The 16293-nt window shown below is 53.8% G+C and carries 11 protein-coding genes and 2 tRNA genes; 3 read left to right on the top strand and 10 right to left on the bottom strand.

From position 1 onward, the window contains the following. Positions 1–8: 8 nt before the first annotated feature. From AMUC_RS07555 to AMUC_RS07540, 4 genes are all read right to left on the bottom strand, one after another. A complete protein-coding gene (locus AMUC_RS07555) occupies positions 9–2216 on the bottom strand; it encodes a polysaccharide biosynthesis tyrosine autokinase (RefSeq protein WP_012420451.1) in 2208 nt (735 codons plus the stop codon). 92 nt (positions 2217–2308) lie between these two features. Beyond that, positions 2309–3523: a hypothetical protein gene (locus tag AMUC_RS07550; protein ID WP_012420450.1), complete on the bottom strand. Its 1215-nt coding sequence runs from the start codon at positions 3521–3523 to the stop codon at positions 2309–2311. 25 nt (positions 3524–3548) lie between these two features. Further along, entirely contained in the window at positions 3549–4151 is a 603-nt protein-coding gene (locus AMUC_RS07545; RefSeq protein ID WP_094137907.1) for a hypothetical protein, read from the bottom strand. Positions 4152–4259: 108 nt separating this feature from the next. Next, positions 4260–4333: transfer RNA gene (locus AMUC_RS07540), tRNA-Gly, on the bottom strand. A gap of 143 nt (positions 4334–4476) precedes the next feature. Between AMUC_RS07540 and AMUC_RS07535 the strand changes: the two genes are divergently transcribed. Then, positions 4477–4550: transfer RNA gene (locus AMUC_RS07535), tRNA-Gly, on the top strand. 255 nt (positions 4551–4805) lie between these two features. Here the strand turns inward: AMUC_RS07535 and AMUC_RS07530 are convergent. The 6 genes from AMUC_RS07530 to AMUC_RS12660 all read right to left on the bottom strand — a co-directional run bounded on the left by AMUC_RS07530 (position 4806) and on the right by AMUC_RS12660 (position 14119). After that, the gene (locus tag AMUC_RS07530; RefSeq protein ID WP_012420448.1) at positions 4806–7037 is read right to left on the bottom strand and encodes an inorganic phosphate transporter; all 2232 of its coding nucleotides are present in this window, start codon (positions 7035–7037) and stop codon (positions 4806–4808) included. 171 nt (positions 7038–7208) lie between these two features. Continuing rightward, complete coding sequence (locus AMUC_RS07525; protein ID WP_012420447.1) at positions 7209–7661, bottom strand: PepSY-like domain-containing protein; 453 nt, start codon at positions 7659–7661, stop codon at positions 7209–7211. Between the two features lie 173 nt (positions 7662–7834). Continuing rightward, positions 7835–9490, bottom strand: coding sequence for a chaperonin GroEL (gene groL, locus AMUC_RS07520; protein WP_042448069.1), 1656 nt, complete (start codon positions 9488–9490; stop codon positions 7835–7837). Positions 9491–9532: 42 nt separating this feature from the next. Further along, complete coding sequence (groES, locus tag AMUC_RS07515) at positions 9533–9823, bottom strand: co-chaperone GroES (protein WP_012420445.1); 291 nt, start codon at positions 9821–9823, stop codon at positions 9533–9535. A 95-nt stretch (positions 9824–9918) separates the two neighbouring features. Next, on the bottom strand, positions 9919–11847 hold the full coding sequence (dnaK, locus tag AMUC_RS07510) for a molecular chaperone DnaK (RefSeq protein ID WP_012420444.1): 1929 nt from the start codon (positions 11845–11847) through the stop codon (positions 9919–9921). A 304-nt stretch (positions 11848–12151) separates the two neighbouring features. Then, a complete protein-coding gene (locus AMUC_RS12660; RefSeq protein ID WP_012420443.1) occupies positions 12152–14119 on the bottom strand; it encodes a glycosyltransferase in 1968 nt (655 codons plus the stop codon). 11 nt (positions 14120–14130) lie between these two features. Between AMUC_RS12660 and AMUC_RS07495 the strand changes: the two genes are divergently transcribed. Together AMUC_RS07495 and AMUC_RS07485 are read left to right on the top strand one after the other, a co-directional pair. Further along, complete coding sequence (locus AMUC_RS07495) at positions 14131–14508, top strand: hypothetical protein (RefSeq protein WP_123038882.1); 378 nt, start codon at positions 14131–14133, stop codon at positions 14506–14508. A 510-nt stretch (positions 14509–15018) separates the two neighbouring features. Beyond that, on the top strand, positions 15019–16140 hold the full coding sequence (locus tag AMUC_RS07485; protein WP_012420442.1) for a tetratricopeptide repeat protein: 1122 nt from the start codon (positions 15019–15021) through the stop codon (positions 16138–16140). Positions 16141–16293: the final 153 nt, after the last annotated feature.

The following is a 16293-nucleotide window of genomic DNA, read 5'->3' as shown; positions in this document are numbered from 1 at the left end:
GCAATGGGTTAATACAAATCTTCACTATCATGGGACTGGGTGGCTGCCAGCTCCTTGGCCTTTCCAGAACGTTCCACCTTCTTCATGGAAGAGGCATCCGCGTTCTCTCCGGAGGAAGCGCCATCCGCAGAATAATAGGAATAGTAAGTTGTGTAATACTGATATTGGTGATCGGACGTAATGTCCACATTATTCATCACCACGCCGGCCAGGTTGCCGCCCACGGACTCGATTACCTGCTTCTGCCTCAACAGGGCTTTCAGCGGCAGCTTGCGGGGCTGGACAACCATAAGAGTCATGTCCACCTCGCTTACAATGACGGCGGAGTCACTGACCCCCAGGATGGGAGGGGAATCCACCAGCACAATGTCAAAACGTTGCTTCACTTCCTGCAGCAATTCATTAAACTTGCGGGAATTCAAGGCGCCCGAAGGGTCAAAGGGAGTGGGTCCCGCAGGCATGACGTACAGGTTTTCAATGGGCGTCTGAAAAATGACTTCCTCCAGAGGATAATCTTCCAGCAGGTAGGAAGTCAGCCCTACCTCATTATCCAGCTCATAATACCGGTGAAGCTTGGAACGGCGCAGGTCGGCGTCAATCATCAGGGTGGCATAACCCCCCTGGGCACAAATATAGGCCAGATTGCACAGGGTGGTGGTCTTCCCTTCCCCGGCGCTCCCGGAAACAAAGGTCAGGGAAATTTCTTCCAGCCCTTTCTTATTGAATTCTATGTTCGTCCGCAAAATGCGGTAGGCTTCCGCATCCGGCCCCATGACATCGGAAGAATGCAGAATAGGCACATTCTTGGGAATAATGCCCAAGACGGGAACCTGAAGAGCCCGTTCCACATCTTCCATGGTCTTCACGGAGGTATCCATGAATTCCAGAAGCAAGGCCAATCCGATACCCAGCAACAGACCGGCACCCGCTCCCACCGCCAGGTTAATGGTCACATTCGGCTTGTAGGGCGCAGCAGGATAGGTCGGCAGCTGATACATTTCAATTGCCTCACGGGGTACGCGCAAACGGGCAATCTCATCTTTGTACCGGGAATCCAGTTCCTTAAGCTGGTCCAGCGCAGCGTCATAATCACGGCTGGCCTGTTCATACATGGGAACCTGCAGGACGTGCTTCTGAAGATCCTCTTCCTTTTGGGCAACGGTCGCCTCCCAGTGCTTCCGGCTTGCGGCAACCATTTCCAGCTTGCTCTTCAGGGAAGAACGCAGGCCTATCAATTCCTTGTTCAGCTTATCCCCCAGAATCCTTTCCGTTTCCAGCAGCGCCAGCATTTTGGGATGCCTGGCGCCGATATTCTGGGATTTCAGATTTTCCTTTTCCTTGAGCTTGTCGGAAAATTCAGCATAGGTCTTACGGAGAGCGTCCGCCCCTACAGTCTCCGCATTCAGCAGGTCGGAACTGATCACGTAATCCAGCAACTTGTCGTCGGGCAGACGCTGCAATTCCTGCACATAGGAAGCCAGTTCCTTTTCCCTCCTTTCAAAATCCATGGCCTGCGCTTTGGCATTCCGGAATTCCTCTTCTTCCATACCGGCCGTCAGGGTGCTGCGGTGTTCACCGTTTCTCCAGGACGTAGGCAGGTAGGAGCTCTCCGCAATCAGCTTTTTGAGAGCCATCATTTTTTCATTGACGGCATCCTCCTGTTCCCGGAGGACATCCTTCAGGCTCTTGATGGCGGTTTCCACCAGACGGTTTTCGCGCATTTCACGGTCCTGCTTGTACGCCTCAGGCACCGCCTTGGCAATATTCTGCACCAGTTTGGGGTCCGGACCGGAAACAATGACATCCACAAGGTCCGTGGCACGCACAGGGGCCACCTTAATCATGCCGGCCAGATTAGTCGCCGCCATTTCATCCGTCATCCCCCATTCCGCGGCAAGGTTCAGTTTTCTGGATACCACTTTAAGCACTTCGGCGGAAGTCAGCACGGAATACTGCATGGGAATGTAGTTGGCCGTCACGTTGGAAGTGGCAACCACGTCCCCCCCCCTGCCTATATCCATCACAGGCTTGGGCAGTTTAATCTGAAACTGGCTGGTCGCCCGGTAGGAGGGCGGCATCAAGAAAGTCACTACCACGGAAATGACCAGCACCAGAAGGAAAACAAGAAAGACTTCCTTCCAGCGATTTTTTAAAACTTGCAAATAGTCAATATTGCGTACGATGCGATCACTGTTCTGCTGATCCTGGGCACTCATGGAATATAGTAAGGCAGTAAGATAAAAACTCCTCTAATTGTGAATGAAAATTCGCAATTAGAGGAGTAAAGGCATTAATGGTCAGTCAAGACTTAGAAGCTGTAATTCACGCCGAAGGAGAACACGTTGCGGTTGTAGGAAGGCATCGGGTAGTTATAGCCGCTGTAGGAACCGTTCGTGTAGGAATATTGGGCCGTAAGGGCCAAGGCATTCGTCAGCAGAAGCTTGATACCGGCGGTAGCATTGAAAGTCAGGTTGGACGTGTCACTGTTGCTGATGGAACTCGGACGCGTATAATCGCTGGCAATCAGGTTTACTCCGCAATTCAGACTGACGCGGTGCGTCAGCTTCAGCGTGCTGTGTACCCCGAAACGCCACGTTTCATTGGAGTAATAGCTGGCGCCGTTGTAAGGGATATAGGTATTCACCGCTTCGTTGGAATAACGGACGAACGTTCCGAGCATGAACCGGTCGCTCAAGCGGTGGTTTAAGCCGAATTCCGCGGAGGGATAGGTTTTTGTTCCGTAGTTCTCGACATACTTGAACTGAGGACCTACGCGCAGCGTAGCAGAAGTATTTTCGCTCACCGCATATTCAGCGCCGGCCATGACGAAGTTGGAAAATTCGTTATTGCCGTATTCGCGATTACAGTAGGAACCCGTCCAGCCCAGGGAAACAGCCAGACGTTCCGTCCATTTGTACCGGTTGGTGAAATTCATGCCAACATAATCGCGGTTATCCGTCTTGGCGGAATCCTCCTGATAGTCGATCATGGAGAAATTGGCACCCAGCGTCGTGGAATAGCGGGAAGTCCACGCCTTGCTCACGGAACTGGAAACATACACGTAAATGTAGTCGCCGTCCCGGCGGGCATTGGCAATACCGTTGGAATAGTTGGGTTCCGGCTGCCATGCAAAGGAGACGCTGCCGTTATAACGCAAAGTCTGGTCAAAACTATGGGAAAGTTTGGCGGACAGCGTGGAATTGGAAAGGGCTTCATTCGTTCCGCCATCAAGGTCTTTCAGGTAAAAAATACCCCCCAGCTTGGCGGAGAAAGAATATTGGGTTACGGCATCGTAGTTGGCCAGGGAGCACCCTATGTCCGTACTGATGAATGCGGATTCCTGCTTGTTATAATTGGAGGCGTTGACATTGTCGTCATACCCTCCCGCCAGGTTGAAGAACCACTTGAGAGGAAGGGACTCTTCCAGACCAACCGGACCCGCCAGCGTGTACAGAGACTGCCCGTTGGCATGGACGGCAAACATGCCGGCGGCCACCAGGGAGAGATAAAAAAGACTCTTCATGCTATTTTATTAAATAAGAATCAGGTTAATTGCCAGCAGCATTGGACACGGGAGCGGGGCTGGTGGGCGTGCCGCCCACAGGAAGACCGCCCGGCAGAACCAGGGAGCCCTCGGCAACATCTTCAACAGGCTTTACCAGGCCATGTTCCTGGACAGTTACCCCTGAGAGGGGGTTATCAGGAGTCTGGGCAGCCACGGCCACAGCAATGGAAGGAACAGTACCGGCTACCGGAGAATTGCCCAAAGCTTTTTCAACCGCTTCCGAAATGGGAGCCACGGATGCATACGGATGGGGCTGGGAGGAAACAGCGGAAGCGATCACATTGCGCACCTGTTCTTCCTTCACCCCGGGCCCGTAGCTCCGGACAGCGGCGGAAGCAACGGCAGGAGCGTTGGACGGGAAAGCGCCCGCAGCCATGGATACCATCGCACCCATCACATGATCGGACACACCAGCCTTAGCGGCATCGTTCAAAACTCCGGACACCGCTTTCATATCCAGAGCACCGGCTTTCAATCCGGCCTGAACAATATCTGCCATTTTCTTCATAAAAGCCTTTTCAACAGCGGAGGCTTTAACCTGATCAACAGCCGGAGCGGCTGCCGGAGAAGCAGTTTGCTGAGCCATACCGGGAAGGGTACCCGCAAACGCAAGTGCCAGCGCACTAAGCGCCGCCTTTGTCACGAACCTGGCTTTCATAAAGGAAGTATTTAGCAGGTGAATTTAATAAAAAAATGGAGCGGGTAACGGGAATCGAACCCGTATAATCAGCTTGGAAGGCTGGAGCTTTACCATTAAGCTATACCCGCGCAACGAACGCATTATGTTCAAATCACGGGATAAGACAAGTTTTTTTTCATTACTGCGTCAAAATAACAAAAAAAGAGGATACGTTTTTTCTGTGGTCTTGACATCCGGGCCTTCTGCCGCTAAATAGGCATCCGCATTTCATGCGGGCGTCGTTCAATGGTAGGACGCGAGCTTCCCAAGCTTGAGACGTGGGTTCGATTCCCATCGCCCGTACCAATTTGTTCCGCAAGTTATTGTTTATCAAAGCTTGCGTTTTTTGTTTTCTTGAGACGGCAACATACATGGCAACGCCTGGAAACGGCCTTTCAAGACATTGTCCCACAGGCAGAAGACATGGTTTATCCGTAAAGAAGCCTTGTTCCGTGTGAATAAAAAAGACCTGGCAGCTACTCCCAATACGGGAACAGTCTGGGCAAGATGTCCGCGCCGGAAGCATTCGCCGCCGGCACGGACGTGAATTACAGGGAGAGGCTACCAGCCAAGAACAAATTTTCTCTGGATTTTAGCAAGAAGAAGTACTTTGCGGATCATTGCCCGGGTTTCATTAAGGAGGTTGAGATAGAGAAGCGCCCGTCGCATATCGGAGGCGTCTTCCGGACGCAGAATAATCTGCTGTTTGACGGCTTCCGCAAATTCCTCATCCAGGGCGTCCATGCCTGCCAGGCATTCGTCCAACCCGGTATAGTCATTGCTTTCCATCATTTCCCGGAAACGGGGGTAGAGGGAGGAAACACGGCTGTTCATTCCCCGCAGAAGCTCTATCCTTTCCAAATCCAGCCCTTCATGGTTGTTGTCTATATAGGCATGGCTGGCCGTAGTAATGTTGGAGAGGGATTCAAAGACGGAGGTAGCGTATTCCACCATCTGCACATAGCGCTTGCCTCGGTCGGCCTCTTTGTCCGGGAGTTCACGGACGACGGGCATGACTTCCATCGCCATTTTATCGCTCAGGGAACGGCGGATGCCGCGCGCTTCTTTCCGGAGTTTTTTCAGACGCTTCCTGTCCTCCACGTTCAGGGCCTCCAGATTCATTTCATAGATTTCCGCCATGCGCTTCATCAGTTCAATAATTTCCTCATTGTAGCGTGCGGCGGCAGCCGGATCCCGGTAATTGGCGGCCTGCGCCTGAGCTGCAGCCTGGGTTCTTTTACGATGGAGCCTGGAACTTTTCAGAAGCAGAAAAGCCGCCAGCGAACACATGGCGATGATGCCGAAGAGACCGCCATAAAGGATGCAGGCCGCCACAATGAAGCACATGGAAAACGCGGCAAAGGCCGTAAAAAACCACCCTGAAATCACCGTAATCACTCCGGTGATGCGATACACGGCGCTGTCCCGCCCCCAGGCCTTGTCCGCCAGGGAGGAACCCATCGCCACCATGAACGTCACATATGTGGTGGAAAGAGGAAGCCGAAGGGACGTGGCCAGAGAAATCAGCAGGGCAGCCACCGTCAAATTCACGGAAGCGCGAATGAGGTCGAAAGATGCACCGTTATCCGGCCCTTCCGGCACAGGCCGGAAGCGTTTTTCAATAAACCTCCCGACGCAGGAGGGCATGATTTTTTCCACCGCGCGGGAAGCATTCAGGGCATAGCGCACCGCCATGCGGGCCGGGGGGACGGAGCCGAACCGCTCTACTCCCCCGCCCTGCCTCGCCAGATTGACTTCCGTATCCGTAACGGTTTGCGCCTTTTTGGAGAACATGAGGGCCAGCACCATGATGACGCCCGCCCCCAGCAGGTAACGCCAATCCGCCGTGACGGGGGCCATCAGACCGCCCATGGACAGAGTGGTAAGGTCCGCCCCCTGCGCTGCGGCGGCGGCCGCAATTTCCATAGAAGACTGCCCCGCCATGAAAACTCCGATGAAGTTGACCAGGTCATTCCCGGCAAAGGAAAGGGCCAGGGCCATGGTGCCCGCGAGAACGGATACTTTCAGGATATTGACTTTGCAAAGATTCTGGAGCACGGCCATCAGGACGGTCCAGAATGCCAGGCTGCAGCAAACGTACAGCCAGATATGGGCGTCCAGGTGGCGGATCATATCCTTGGTGACCAGCGTGCTTCCCTTCAGCCCCTTGAAAATGGCGAAGTAAGTGATAGCCGTCAGGGCCACGCCGCACCAGACGGCGCCCAGGTATTTGAAGGATTTTTGATAGTTGAAGGAGAAGATGAGGCGGGAAATCCACATAACCGTTATCCCGCAAATGAAAGCGATAAAAACGGAGGAAAAAATGCCGGAGATGATCGCCAGAGCTTTGGAGGAATTGATGTAGCTGGACAATTCCTGAGCGACGCCCGGTTCCCCGGACCAAATTTTAAAGAGAGCTGCGGCCACGGCTCCGCCCAGCAGTTCAAAAACAATGGAAACCGTGGTGGAAGTGGGAAGGCCGAACGTGTTGAAAACGTCCAGCAGGATAACATCCGTCAACATGACCGCCAGAAAGATCAACATGATGTCATGGAAGGAAAACCGGGCCGGCATGAATACGCCGCTTCTGGCGATTTCCATCATGCCGCTGGAGAACAGCGAGCCGATGATGATACCCAAAGCGGCCACCAGCACAATCGTCCTGCGCGGAGCGGCCTTGGAACCAACGGCGGAGTTCAAAAAGTTGGCGGCGTCATTGGAAACTCCGACAACGAGGTCGAAGCAGGATAACACCAGTATCAGTCCTATGATAAAGTAATAGATCGGGTCCATATGCGTAATAAACGGCCCTCTATTACAGGAGGCCGCTCCCGCACGCCCGTTTTAAAACGTGAACATTCCGTCACATTTTCCCATACGCCCCTGCTTCCGGTCCTCAAAAAAGGAGGAGAGCGGATTCTTCCGCCCTCCTCCCGCTTTCATTAAATGTAAAAAACAAAAAGCCTAACGGTCCACATGAAGGATATTTCCGTCAGGGGCAATCAGCACATCATAATCGTCACGGCTGTCCGCAACTTCCACCTTGTAACGGACAAGTTCTCCTTCAGTAATTTTTTCCGCTTCCTTAATCCGGCATCCCGGATAACGCTTCAAAACGGACGCACGGACGGCTTCCGGAAGAGAGGAAGCAGCTATTTCTTCCTTAATCCTCACAATTTTCCCATCAGGAGCAATCTTCACGTCAAACTGGAATCCGTTAATTCTAAATTCGGCTTCGTAGATCCTTTCCATGCCATGCATTTCAGAGTCCCATTCAATGGGACCGGCGTTCGGATAAGCACCCTTGATACTGGAAACGGCGGCAGCCGGAACGGAAGACTCCGGGATATCGGCCAGAGCAGAAGGCATGGCCAGTACCGCCGCCGCAAACAATATGTTCTTATGCAGCTTTTTCATGTTATGATTAGACAAATATGTTCTATAATCATTCAATATTTTTCTAAATTCTGAACATCCTGTGCAGCTTTTTCCCGAAACCGGCTCCTGATGAAGCATATTAAAAAAGGCTCCCCGGTTTTTCCGGGGAGCCTTGAAGCCGATTGCCTTGGTCTCGAAGAAACGGACGGGGCTTACATCATGCCCATGCCGCCCATTCCTCCCATGCCGCCCATGTCGGAAGCTCCGGAGCCGCAGCTGCAGCTCTTCTTCTCGGGCTTGTCGGCAATGACGCATTCCGTGGTAAGCAGCAGGCCGGCGATGGAGGCCGCATTCTGCAGAGCGGAACGGGTCACCTTGGTCGGATCCACCACGCCGGCGGAAAGCAGGTCTTCATACTTGTCCGTGGCCACGTTGTAACCTTCGGCAGTATTCTTCATGCCTTTCACGTTGGCGACGATGAGGGCTCCTTCGCGGCCGGCATTGCAGGCCAGCTGGCGGAGCGGGGCTTCCACAGCGCGATAAACGATCTGGGCGCCGGTTGCTTCATCACCTTCCAGTTTGAGGGTGTCAATGGCTTTCTGGGCGCGAATCAGCGCCACGCCGCCGCCGGGAACGATGCCTTCTTCCACCGCAGCGCGGGTAGCGTGCAGGGCGTCGTCCACACGGGCCTTCTTTTCCTTCATTTCCGTTTCCGTAGCGGCACCCACATGGATGACGGCCACACCGCCGGCCAGCTTGGCCAGGCGTTCCTGGAGTTTTTCGCGGTCGTAGTCGGACGTGGTGTCCTTGATCTGGCGGCGAATCTGGGAAATGCGGGCTTCAATATCGGAAGATTTGGCGGAACCTTCCACGATAACGGTTTCATCCTTGGAAACAACCACGCGCTTGGCCTGGCCGAGGTCTTCGATGCCCACGTTTTCCAGCTTGATGCCCAGGTCTTCCGTGATGCACTTGCCGCCGGTAAGGATGGCGATGTCTTCCATCATGGCCTTGCGGCGGTCGCCGAAGCCGGGAGCCTTGACCGCGCAGATGTTCAGCACGCCGCGCAGACGGTTGACTACCAGGGTGGCGAGGGCTTCGCCTTCAATGTCTTCCGCGATTACCAGGAAGGGACGGCCGCTCTTGGCCACTTTTTCAAGCAGCGGAAGAAAGTCCTTCAGGTTGTTGATTTTCTTTTCGTGGATGAGGATGTAGGGGTTTTCCAGCACCGCTTCCATCGTTTCCGCGTTCGTCACGAAGTAGGGGGACAGGTATCCCTTGTCAAACTGCATGCCTTCCACCACGTCCAGCGTAGTTTCAATGCCCTTGGCTTCTTCCACGGTGATGGTGCCGTCCTTGCCCACCTTGTCCATGGCTTCCGCGATGATGTTGCCGATTTCAGCGTCCCAGTTGGCGGAGACGGTAGCGACCTGGGCCACTTCCTTGCTGGAGTCGACAGGCTTGCTGATCTTCTTGAGTTCTTCCACAACGGAATCCGCAGCCTTCATGATGCCCCTCTGGAGGGAGATGGGGTTGGCCCCGGCAGTAACGTTGCGCAGGCCTTCGCGGTAAATGCTTTCAGCCAGCACGGTAGCGGTAGTGGTGCCGTCGCCGGCCACGTCATTGGTTTTGGAAGATACTTCCCGGACAAGCTGGGCGCCCATGTTTTCAAACGGGTCTTCCAGTTCAATTTCCTTGGCCACGGTTACGCCGTCCTTGGTGATGAGGGGGGAACCGAATTTTTTGTCAATCACTACGTTGCGGCCGGCAGGGCCCAGCGTGCTCTTGACAGCCTTGGCAATCTGTTCCACGCCGCGGAGCAGAGCCTGGCGGGCGGTTTCGTCAAATTGGATTTGTTTAGCCATAATGTTAAATATTTAAAATGATGTTGAATGTGTGTGTGGTGCCATTTAGCCGATGATGGCCAGAATATCGTTTTCAGACAGGATAAGGTAGTCTTCCCCGTCCAGTTTGATTTCCGTGCCGCCGTACTTGGAAATAAGCACGCGGTCTCCGGGCTTCACGGTAAATTCAATCAGGGCGCCTTTTTCATCGCGGCCGCCGGTGCCTACGGAGATCACTTCGGCTTCCTGGGGTTTTTCCTTGGCGGTGTCCGGCAGGAACAGGCCGCCGGCCGTCTTGGTTTCAGCTTCAATGCGCTTGACCAGCACACGTTGTCCTAGGGGTTTGATGTTTGCCATAGTATGTTTTTTGATGTTGTTGTAGATGAGTAATACGGGATGTAATGTTCCGCCGGAGGGGGAATTGCTTCCCCCTCCGGCGGGAAGGGGGTTGCTTATTTATCGTCGTCCACGATTTCAGCGTCCACCACGCGGCCTTTCGCCTTGCGGGGACCGTCGGAAGGCTCTTCTTCGGCAGGGGCGCCCGGCATGGGGCCGGCTGCCCCGGCGGACTGCTGGGCGGCTTCCGCCGCCTTGTACAGGGCTTCCAGACGGGATTCCAGGTCTTCCTTGCCAGCCTTGATCGCCGTGACGTCCTTCTTGGAGACGGCTTCCTTGAGACGCGTTACCTTGTCTTCTATTTCACGCTTGAGGTCTGCGGGCAGCTTGTCCCCCATATCCTTAAGCTGGCGCTCCACGGAGAAGCAGAGGGAGTCAGCCTGGTTAATGGTGTCAATTTCCTCAGCGCGTTTCTTGTCTTCTTCCGCGTGGGCTTCCGCATCGCGCTTGGCACGCTCAATTTCATCCTTGGAAAGGCCGCTGGAGCCCTGGATGGAAATTTTCTGCTCCTTGCCGGTGCCCTTGTCCTTAGCGGATACATGCAGAATGCCGTTGGCGTCAATGTCAAAGGTCACTTCAATCTGCGGCACGCCGCGCGGAGCGGGGGAAATGCCGTCCAGCTTGAAGTTGCCGAGGAGCTTGTTATCCTCAAACATCTTGCGTTCGCCCTGGCAAATGCGGATATCCACGGCGGGCTGGTTATCAGCGGCGGTGGAGAACACCTGGCTCTTGCGCACCGGAATGGTCGTGTTGCGTTCGATCATCGGAGTGGCGATGCCGCCCATCGTTTCAATGGACAAGGTCAGAGGAGTCACGTCCAGCAGAAGCACGTCATTCACGTCCCCCTGAAGCACGCCGCCCTGAATAGCGGCGCCCAGGGCCACCACTTCATCCGGGTTCACGCCCTTGTGGGGTTCCTTGCCGGCCAGCGTATGGGCCATTTCCTGCACGGCGGGCATGCGGGTCATGCCGCCCACCAGCACCAGCTCGTCAATGTCCCCGGTTTTCAACCCGGACGCAGCAATGCAGTCCAGCACAGGCTTGCGGGTGCGGTCCAGAAGGTCTTCCGTGAGCTGTTCCAGCTTGGGGCGGCTCAGCGTCAGTTGGATATGCTTGGGACCGGAAGCGTCCGCCGTGATGAACGGCAGGCTGATGTCATAGCTCTGGGTGGAGGAAAGGGCGATCTTGGCCTTTTCCGCTTCTTCCTTGATGCGCTGAATGGCGTCAGGCTGGTTGGAAAGATCCATGCCGGAGTCTTTCTTGAACTCGCCTATAATCCAGTTGATGATTGCGTTGTCCCAGTCATCGCCGCCCAAGTGGGTGTCGCCGTCGGAAGCCTTCACCTCAAACACTCCGTCGCCGATTTCCAGCACGGAAATATCAAAGGTGCCGCCGCCGAGGTCATATACGGCAATGTTTTCATTGGACTTTTTGTCCAAGCCGTAGGCCAGGGCCGCCGCCGTCGGTTCATTGATAATGCGGCGCACTTTAAGGCCTGCGATTTCACCGGCGGCCTTGGTCGCGTTGCGCTGGGCGTCATTGAAATAGGCGGGGACGGTAATCACGGCCTCCGTAATCGTTTCGCCAAGTTTGGATTCCGCATCGGCTTTCAGCTTGGCCAGCACCATGGAAGCGATTTCCTGGGGGGAAAAGGTCTTCTTTTCACCGCCCACATCCACGCGGATGTAGGCATCTCCGTTGGGAGCTTCCACAATTTCGTACGGCACCTTTTTATCTTCTTCCGTCAGTTCACTGTACTTACGGCCGATGAGGCGCTTGGAGGAAAACACGGTGTTTTTCGGGTTGGTTACCGCCTGACGTTTGGCGGCCTGCCCCACGAGGCGTTCACCGCTTTTGGTGAAAGCAACAATGGAGGGAGTGGTGCGCGCACCTTCGCTGTTTTCAAGTACGGTACCCTGACCGCCTTCCATCACAGCCATGCACGAGTTGGTCGTGCCAAGGTCGATTCCTAATATTTTAGCCATATCGTTATTTTAGATTGTTTTGAATGGATTTCGTTGAGATTTGATTTCCTCATGACCTGAAGCATCATGCAGGCAAACTCATATTCTTGCCTCTTTTGTTGCAAATGGCATGCCAATCTGGCAAGGCATACTGAAAAATAAACGCAAATGTCATATTATAATCATATTACGCTGTTTTTCCTTTCATTCCTCTATTTTCCCGACAAAGGAAAACGGGACATAATGTCACACCAGAAAAGAGACAAAATGTCACACAAAGTCATTTTGTCCCACTTCCGGGGGAAACCGGATAAAGGCCGTTCCGTCATGAATCCCCCGTGCCGGGAGAAGTTTCCGCGTCCTCCATGGTTCCGCATTTGCCATATGCCAGGCGCTTCATAAAATCCTTGTAAAGCACCGTTTCCATACGGCCGTCGCCGTATTCCAGCACTGCGCTCATGGTTTCCACCCAGTCCCCGCAATTCAGATACCTCACCTTTCCCACCATGGTATCCGCCGGATGATGCACATGCCCGGCGATGATGCCGTCACACTGCCTCTTTACCGCCAGGCGTTGAAGCTGTTCCTCATATTTTCCAATAAAATTGACGGCGGATTTCACGCGGCCCTTGATGGCGCGGGAAACGGAATGATATTCCCTGCCCCGCCAGGCGCGGTATTTGTTGTAAAACCGGTTGACCATCAGCAAAACGTCATAACCCAGAGAGCCGAGCATCGCCAGCCACCGGTGATTGGTGGAAATGGCGTCAAAACCGTCCCCATGCACGCACAGGTAGCGTCTTCCATCCGCAGCCTGGTGCACGTACTCCCTGGCAATTTTCAAACCGCCCAGATGAAAAGGCAGGAATTTTTCCAGAATATCATCGTGATTTCCGCGCAGGTACAGGACTTCCACATCCTCCTGTTCCATCTTTTTCAACAAGGTGCGGACAAAGCGCGTATGCCTCCGCCGCCAGCGGCTGCCGCGGGACAAAGCCCAAGCATCCACAATATCCCCCACCAGCACAATTTTTCCAGCCCGGACATGTTTCAGAAACTTCCGGCATTCGTCCGCCTTGCAGTCTTTCGTTCCCAGATGAAGGTCCGACAAAAAAACCGTGCGGCATTCCAGCACGGCATCCCGCGGGGGACGGGCGCAGCCGGTCCCGTTTTCCTCCCGAGTCACGGAAGCCAGCAGTTCTTCAAACCTGTCATGGATGGAATCCCAAGTTCTGGAATTCACCGTCCTACGGGCCTGTTTCCCAAGCCTCCGAATCATCTCCCCGTCTTCCAGCAGACGGCGCATGGCGGAATAAAACCCCTCTTCATCCCCTTTCTCCGCCTGAAGGCCGTTGATGCCGTCCAGCACCACATCCGCGGAAGCGGCATACCGGTAGCTGACCGTAGCCAAACCGCTGGCCATGCCTTCCAGCAAAACGTTCCCGAAAGTTTCCGTCTCACTGGCGAACAGCAAAACGTCCATGGCGGCATAATGGCGCGCCAGGTCTTCCCCACGGCGCATTCCGCAAAAAACGGCATCAGGAAACTCACTGCGCAGGCTGTTCATCATGGGGCCGTCCCCTACCACCACCATTTTCATGCCGCAATCCGGAAACTCCCTCTGCAAGCGCGTGTACAGCCCCAGGGCCGTCACCAGGTTCTTTTCCCGCGCCAGACGCCCCACGACGCCAAATACCACTTCATCCCGCCAGACGCCCCATGACTGGCGCAGGGAAGCATCCCTCCTGGCGGGATCAAACAGGACGGCATCCACTCCGCGCCCCATGACGGAAAGGCGTTCAAACCCCATCCCCTCCAGCGTACGGCGCATTTCCTCCGTGGGAACCACTGTCATCCCTGCCCTGTTGTGGAGTTTGCGCAGGTAATTCACGGCGGCCGTTTCCAGTCTGGAGAAATGGTAATCCTTCATATACTGGTGGAAATTGGTATGGAATCCCATCACCACGGGAACCTCCAGCGTACGGGCGGCCTTCACGGCAGACGCTCCCATGGGGCTTTCCGTAGCCACGTATACCACATCCGGCCTTTTTTTCATCCATCTGGCGCGGAACCTGTCTGCAGAAGGCAGCCCTATCTTCACCTCATGGTACATGGGGAGGGGAAGGGACGGCATAGCCGTCTCCCCAGGGTCGAAAGAGTCGTTCCGTTCAGAAGCCCTCATCACATGCACCAGATGCCCGCGCATCCGGAGGCCGCCGACCAGACGCCCCAGCGTCAGGGCCACTCCATTTACATCAGGTTCATACGTATCCGTTACCACATCAATTCTCATGTACCGGTACCATGAGCGGAATGGCTTCCTCAAACAAGATGCGGCCGGAAACGAAACCGTCACAAACATCCGGTTATGCTCGCAGCCCCGGCAGAATCAACAGCCGCTCCGGAGCAATTCCGCCACGGCCTTCCCGTTTTTCCCGTACGGGTACGTATCATGAGCCCTCTTTTTTTATCAGGACATCTTCCAAAACTGCGTATTACTGCAAAAAAAGAAACAGCCCATTGAATATCAAACGCTCTCAATCCATGCGTATTCATCTGCGCATTTCAAATCCGCAGTCAATCAAATTTTTTGAGAAAAAAGGACTTTCATCGTATAGAGAAAGAAAAAAATCACAACGCATCCTGAAAGAAACAATCCCCAATATTGATTTTATCCATTGATAATAAAATCAATAAGGAAGCACCAATTCCTTTTTTCGCTGACATGCGGATTTGAAATCCGCCACAATGCATGCATATGGGATACACAAAACGGAAATGAATGAATATTCAGAAAGACTTTTAATAAAAATAATAACGATTCCCATGTAAAAAAAACGGAAGAATGAGGCGGGACAACAGACGCGCCTTTCCGCCTTTTTCACTTCAGAAAAACAGGATGCATATTTTTAATATGCTGATAACAAAAAGATTAACCAACATTTTTCAACCTATTTTAAACACTGCGGATTAGGAATCCGACGTCAATATCAGTTTTTCATACCAAATGCATTTCTCCAAAATCATCCATCATTTCCCCGGATACAACCATCAACAGAATAAATTTGTTGGAACAAAATATAAATTATTGATTGTAATATACTTGCTTTTCACAGAAACATCTTTGAACACTTCATTCGGATTCCTAATCCGCTATTGAAGCACCACTTCCATCCCTGCCCTATCTATCCCATGAAATTGACCAATTGCTATCGCTACATGGCTGTGCTTTATACAGCTTCCTGCGGCGCCGCCTCGCCTCTTTACGGCCCCCTGGAAACAGGTTTGCAGGAATCCCAGCTTCTGAATTCCCTGAAAACCTGCAAATCCCTGGAAGGGCCGGAAACAGACGCCTACCTGAGCCGTACAGGGCTGAACGGAGCCTACAAGACGAAAAAACCTATTGGAGGCCTTTTCTTCTCCCTGCATTTCGAGTACGGAAAGGATGGAGGTCTGAAAGCCGTTTCCTTTTACTCCACCACCAAAGCGGGTAAAGAGGAATACGATACGCGCCTGAAATCCCTGTACAAGCGCATGCTGAACGGCCTGACGGGAATTTACGGCCCCCCCATGAACCTGCCGGACTGGATTGAGAAGGAATCTCTGCCAGCAGAGCGCGTTTTGTACATGCACATGTGGCGCCTCCAGCCGGGCTGCTTTCTGATGGCCGGGCTGGCCAATATGGGCGCTTCCGGCTACATTCCCGTTTTCCGAATATCCCCGCCTTCCGGCATGCCTCCAAAATCCAGGAAAGATAGGAACAAACTTAAATCCGAATGGGCGGCTATTCCCGAATTTTACGAATTCATCAAAGCGGAACGCTTCCTGGCCAATGCGGTATTCGCCATGTCCCATAAAAAATACCCGGACGCGCTGCAGCTCTTCCAAAAAGCGGCGGATCTGGGCAGCCCCAACGGATACTGGGGACTGGCCCACCTGTACAGGCTGGGACCCGACGGAGTGGAAAAAAACATGCGCCTGGCGGATGAATACACCAGAAAATCCGCCCTGTCGGGATTTGCGAGGGCTGCCATGAAATTCGGAAAAACGTGGGACCAATTCTGCAAGAGCCAGGACTTCACGGAAGCGGAAGCCAGGGAATGGCAAAACAGGAATCTTCGCGCCGCCAGAGCCGGCTACGCCTCCGAGCAATACAACATGGGAATCATCTGCCTGTACGGATTCGGCGTGGAAAAAAACCTAGAAACTGCCCGGGAATGGCTGGAAAAGGCAGCCTCCCAGGACCATGCACAGGCCAAAGCGGCATTAAAAGCATTGCCCGATGCCGGGACAGGTAAAGACACTCCCTCCTGAACCATCTCCCAACAACCAGTTCCCCATATCAAGCCGGCTGCGCTTTCCCCCGGAAGCGCACAGAGCCGCTCCGGCACCCCTATGAAACACCGGACCGGCAGGGAAGCGGGTTCCACCGCTTCCCTGCCACAAAACGCCAATCATGCAGCACCA

Source organism: Akkermansia muciniphila ATCC BAA-835, assembly GCF_000020225.1.
Taxonomy (GTDB): domain Bacteria; phylum Verrucomicrobiota; class Verrucomicrobiia; order Verrucomicrobiales; family Akkermansiaceae; genus Akkermansia; species Akkermansia muciniphila.
Note: the sequence above shows the minus strand (reverse complement) of the source record. Positions and strands in the feature narration are given on the sequence as shown.

What these genes read in the sequence shown, in the direction of transcription:
- AMUC_RS07555 (WP_012420451.1), bottom strand. Translation starts at nt 2,216, where the DNA reads ATGAGTGCCCAGGATCAGCAGAACAGTGATCGCATCGTACGCAATATT.
- AMUC_RS07550 (WP_012420450.1), bottom strand. Translation starts at nt 3,523, where the DNA reads ATGAAGAGTCTTTTTTATCTCTCCCTGGTGGCCGCCGGCATGTTTGCC.
- AMUC_RS07545 (WP_094137907.1), bottom strand. Translation starts at nt 4,151, where the DNA reads ATGGCTCAGCAAACTGCTTCTCCGGCAGCCGCTCCGGCTGTTGATCAG.
- AMUC_RS07530 (WP_012420448.1), bottom strand. Translation starts at nt 7,037, where the DNA reads ATGGACCCGATCTATTACTTTATCATAGGACTGATACTGGTGTTATCC.
- AMUC_RS07525 (WP_012420447.1), bottom strand. Translation starts at nt 7,661, where the DNA reads ATGAAAAAGCTGCATAAGAACATATTGTTTGCGGCGGCGGTACTGGCC.
- groES (WP_012420445.1), bottom strand. Translation starts at nt 9,823, where the DNA reads ATGGCAAACATCAAACCCCTAGGACAACGTGTGCTGGTCAAGCGCATT.
- dnaK (WP_012420444.1), bottom strand. Translation starts at nt 11,847, where the DNA reads ATGGCTAAAATATTAGGAATCGACCTTGGCACGACCAACTCGTGCATG.
- AMUC_RS12660 (WP_012420443.1), bottom strand. Translation starts at nt 14,119, where the DNA reads ATGAGAATTGATGTGGTAACGGATACGTATGAACCTGATGTAAATGGA.
- AMUC_RS07495 (WP_123038882.1), top strand. Translation starts at nt 14,131, where the DNA reads ATGAGCGGAATGGCTTCCTCAAACAAGATGCGGCCGGAAACGAAACCG.
- AMUC_RS07485 (WP_012420442.1), top strand. Translation starts at nt 15,019, where the DNA reads ATGAAATTGACCAATTGCTATCGCTACATGGCTGTGCTTTATACAGCT.